The sequence below is a fragment of the Streptomyces sp. YS-3 genome, from assembly GCF_045257485.1.
GTDB lineage: Bacteria > Actinomycetota > Actinomycetes > Streptomycetales > Streptomycetaceae > Streptomyces.
In genome coordinates this window covers 1-3841 of sequence record NZ_JBJHPC010000642.1, presented here as the reverse complement: position 1 = coordinate 3841, position 3841 = coordinate 1, and the positions used below count along the sequence as shown (strand labels likewise).

The 3841-nt window shown below is 73.4% G+C and carries 5 protein-coding genes; 1 reads left to right on the top strand and 4 read right to left on the bottom strand.

Annotation, left to right across the window (positions count from 1 at the left end; all coding sequences use genetic code 11):
* Window positions 1-273 precede the first annotated feature (273 nt).
* Window positions 274-756, bottom strand: coding sequence for a GNAT family N-acetyltransferase (locus ACJA3G_RS32410; RefSeq protein WP_406556608.1), 483 nt, complete (start codon window positions 754-756; stop codon window positions 274-276).
* A gap of 58 nt (window positions 757-814) precedes the next feature.
* Here ACJA3G_RS32410 and xth point away from each other — a divergent pair, with 58 nt between their 5' ends.
* On the top strand, window positions 815-1618 hold the full coding sequence (gene xth / locus ACJA3G_RS32405; RefSeq protein ID WP_406556607.1) for an exodeoxyribonuclease III: 804 nt from the start codon (window positions 815-817) through the stop codon (window positions 1616-1618).
* Window positions 1619-1693: 75 nt separating this feature from the next.
* Here xth and ACJA3G_RS32400 read toward each other — a convergent pair whose 3' ends face one another.
* The 3 genes from ACJA3G_RS32400 to ACJA3G_RS32390 all read right to left on the bottom strand — a co-directional run bounded on the left by ACJA3G_RS32400 (window position 1694) and on the right by ACJA3G_RS32390 (window position 3803).
* Window positions 1694-1888, bottom strand: coding sequence for a hypothetical protein (locus tag ACJA3G_RS32400; RefSeq protein ID WP_406556606.1), 195 nt, complete (start codon window positions 1886-1888; stop codon window positions 1694-1696).
* Between the two features lie 110 nt (window positions 1889-1998).
* Window positions 1999-2886 (bottom strand): SDR family oxidoreductase, encoded by an 888-nt coding sequence (locus ACJA3G_RS32395; protein ID WP_406556605.1) that lies wholly within the window; start codon window positions 2884-2886, stop codon window positions 1999-2001.
* The gene (locus tag ACJA3G_RS32390) at window positions 2883-3803 is read right to left on the bottom strand and encodes an alpha/beta fold hydrolase (protein WP_406556604.1); all 921 of its coding nucleotides are present in this window, start codon (window positions 3801-3803) and stop codon (window positions 2883-2885) included. The genes ACJA3G_RS32395 and ACJA3G_RS32390 overlap by 4 nt, the downstream gene beginning before the upstream one ends.
* Window positions 3804-3841: the final 38 nt, after the last annotated feature.

Sequence of the window (3841 nt, the reverse complement as noted above, 5' to 3'; positions counted from 1 at the left end):
CGGGCGCAGCGGGACCGGGGTGAGGGGGTCCACATAGCTGTCGGCGGGCGGGGCCTTGGTGAGGCCGGCGGCCCATTCGGAGTGGTGCCGCTTCAGCTCGTCCGGCGACAGTGGCAGCTGGGACGGCTCGGGCAGTGTGTCGTCGCTCATACGTGATCCCCCGTGCGGTGCGCGTGCGGTCAGCAGCCTAACCGCTGGTGGGGGATGGGCTCATGACAAAGCCGGCCCGGGGCCGGTGACCCCGTGGCCGCCCGTCCGGGCGGCCCGGCGGCATCACGGCAGCAGGGACTTGGCGTAACAGATGCTGCTCGGGTAGTGGCGGTAGTAGCCGAACTTCGGGCAGGGCGCGTAGCCGCTGGAGGCGTAGAGGGCGAGCGCCTCCGGCTGCCGGTCACCGGTCTCCAGGACCATCCGGGTGCGGCCCGCGGCGCGGGCGTCGTCCTCCAGGAGGGCGAGGATGCGCCGGGCCAGCCCCAGGCCCCGGGCCTCCGGCACGACGTACATGCGCTTCAGCTCGGCGTCGCCGTCCGAGTAACCCTCGGCGTTCTCGTCCTGGCTGCGCCAGCCGCCGGTGGCGACCGGGCGGTCCCGCTCGTCGTACGCGATCACGTAGAGCCCGCGGGGCGGCCGGAACATCGAGGCGTCCAGGGGCGTGGCGTCGCCCTCGTCCTCGTAGCGCTCGGCGTATTCGAGCTGCACCTGGTCGTTGAGCTTCACGGCGTCCGGGTGGTCGTACCCCCGTGTACGTATATGCATGCGGTAGAGCGTACTTCTATGCAGGCGATCACGGTGACCGGGTGGATAGGGTGCGCGGGTGCTCACTGTTACCACTGTGAATGTAAACGGGCTTCGCGCCGCCGCCAAGAAGGGGTTCCTGGAGTGGCTGGCCGGCTCCGACGCCGATGTCGTGTGCCTCCAGGAGGTGCGGGCCGAGCCGCAGCAGCTCACCGCCGAGGTGCGCGAGCCCGAGGGGTGGCACGTGGTGCACGCCCCCGCCGCGGCCAAGGGCCGGGCCGGGGTCTCGCTCTACACCCGCCGCGAGCCCGAGCGGGTGCGGGTCGGGTTCGGCAGCGCCGAGTTCGACGGCAGCGGCCGGTATGTGGAGGCGGACCTGCCCGGCACCACCGTGGCCAGCCTCTATCTGCCCTCCGGCGAGGCCGGAACCGCCAAGCAGGACGAGAAGTACCGGTTCATGGGGGAGTTCCTGCCCTACCTCAAGGAGCTCCGCGCCCGGGCGGCGGCCGACGGGCGCGAGGTCGTCGTCTGCGGTGACTGGAACATCGCCCACCGCGAGGCCGACCTCAAGAACTGGCGCGCCAACAGGAAGAACGCCGGCTTCCTGCCGGAGGAGCGCGAGTGGCTCTCGCGCGTCCTGGACGCCGGTGACGGCGGCTACGTGGACGTGGTGCGCGGCCTCCACCCCGATGAGGAGGGCCCGTACTCCTGGTGGTCCTACCGCGGCCGGGCCTTCGACAACGACTCGGGCTGGCGCATCGACTACCAGCTCGCCACACCGGGCCTGGCGGCCCGCGCGGTCAAGGGCTACGTGGAGCGCGCCGCGACGCACGAGGAGCGGTGGAGCGACCACGCGCCGGTGACCGTGGCGTACGGGAACTAGAACCGAGCCCGCGCACGGAGAAGTGGCGCGTCCCGGGCGACCCGGGACGCGCCACCTCCGTTCACCGGAGTGCGACTAGGCGTCGTAGTCCATGTCGAACTTGTCCTGCTGCTCCTGCGAGGCCCGCTGGGCCTCGTCCGGGAGCTCGCGGCCCTTCTGCTGGCCCTGGCGGGCGCGCTCCTGCTGCTGGTCCTTCTTGGAGCCCATCGCCTGCTTGCCCTTCTGCTGGGCCTGCTGCGCCTTGTCCTGGAACTGGTCCTTGATGCCCATCGAGTTCACTCCTACGAGGTTTTGAGGGGCCGGGTGCCGGGGCTGTTCCCTCGGCTCCGCCGGGCCTCGACCAGCGTGGCACGCGGGGACATAAGGCGCATTTCGATCAGTTACGGAAGGTCACGGAGCGTGCGTTCCTGCTCGTCGGCGGCGCCTCCCGCGCCCACCAGACCCCGGCTCACCGACCCGAGCCGGGGCTCGAAGCGGCGCATCTCGCGCTGTCCCACCGCACCGATGACGGCCGGCAGGTAGCCGCGCACCGACTGCATCCCGCGCAGCCACCACTGGGCGTACACATGCGAGGAGCGGCGCTCCACGCCCGCCACGATCCGGTCCACCGCCGGGCCCAGCGGGTAGGTGCGGTTGGACGGCCACGGCAGCCGCTGCCGCAGCTCGCGCATCACCTCGTCCCGGTCCGCCCCGCGCACCATGTCCGTGTCGGTCCAGGACAGATACCCGACCCCGACCCGTACGCCCTTGTGGCCCACCTCGGCCCGCAGGCTGTGCGCGAAGGCCTCCACGCCCGACTTGGACGCGCAGTACGCCGTCATCATCGGCGCCGGGGTGATCGCCGCGAGCGAGGCGATCTGGAGGAAGTACCCCCGGCTCTCCATCAGGACGGGCAGGAAGGCGCGGGCGGTGACCGCGCCGCCGATCAGGTTCACCTCGATGACACGGCGCCAGGCGTCGGGGTCGGAGTCCACGAACGGGCCGCCCGAGGCGACGCCCGCGTTGGCGACCACGATGTCGACCTTGCCGAACCGCTCCTTGACCTCGCCCGCGACCCGCGCCATCGCCTCGTGGTCGGTGACGTCCGCGAACCAGGACTCGGCCTCGGTGTGCAGCCGCGCGGCCACCCGCTTCAGCTCGTCCGGCTCCAGGCCGACCAGCGCCACCCGGGCGCCGCGCGCCGACAGCTTGCGCGCCAGCAGCTCGCCGACGCCCCGGGCCGCGCCCGTGACGACCGCGACCTGCCCCTCCAGACTCACCCTGCTCATGCCACGTCCTCCTCGACGCCCACATACGTACGAACCAGTTCACGCAGGCGTCCCGTGATGACCTCGGGGGCCTCCAGCGGCGTCATATGGCCGACGCCGGTGAGTTCGGTGAGGCCCACGCAGTCGGGCAGCGCCGCCGCGATCCGGCGGGCGTGCACCGGCGGGGTGAGCCGGTCGGCCGTGCCCGCCACCACGGCGGTGGGCACCGTCAACTCCCGTACCCGGGCGTCGATCTCCAGCCCGGCCAGCACCTGTGACCAGGCGTACCGGGGGCCCCGGGCGCAGCCGTGCACGATCCTGGCGCACGCCTCCACGCGTTCCGGCGCGGTCCCCGGGCCCATCGTCGCGTACCGCAGGACCCTCTTCGCCACCGGTGTGACCGGGCCGAGCGGGGCCCGGGAGCCGAGGACGGCCGCGGTGAGGCGGGTGCGCAGCCGGCCCGGCCGCAGCGGCACCACCAGCGACTCGGCGACCAGCCGGGAGCTGCCGGTGGAGCAGAGCAGCACCGCCGCCGCGTGCTCGCGCAGCGCGGGGCGGCCGGCCGCGGCCATCAGCGTCATCCCGCCCATGGAGTGCCCGGCCAGCACCGCCCGCTCGCCCGGGGCGAGCGTCGCCTCCAGCACCGCTTCCAGGTCGTCGGCGAGCGCGTCGGCGGAGCACAGCGGGCTCGCCGCCGTACGGCCGTGGCCGCGCTGGTCGTAGACGACGACCCGGTGGTCCCCGGCCAGGGCGCGGATCTGCGCGGCCCAGAAGGCGGTCGAGCAGGTCCAGCCGTGGGCGAGGACGACGGCCGGGGCACCCTCGGGCCCGTGCACCTCGACGTGCAGCCGGGCGCCGTCGGCGGAGACCGCGGTGAGCGTACGGGTGGGCTCGGGCGGTGCGAAGGGGCCCGAGGTGACGTGCGCGGGGCGTCTCACGAGGCCACCGCCTCGGGGGCGGTGGCCTCGTGAGACGC

Coding starts and splice junctions, on each gene's coding strand:
- ACJA3G_RS32410 (WP_406556608.1), bottom strand. CDS start 756: ATGCATATACGTACACGGGGGTACGACCACCCGGACGCCGTGAAGCTC.
- ACJA3G_RS32400 (WP_406556606.1), bottom strand. CDS start 1,888: ATGGGCATCAAGGACCAGTTCCAGGACAAGGCGCAGCAGGCCCAGCAG.
- ACJA3G_RS32395 (WP_406556605.1), bottom strand. CDS start 2,886: ATGAGCAGGGTGAGTCTGGAGGGGCAGGTCGCGGTCGTCACGGGCGCG.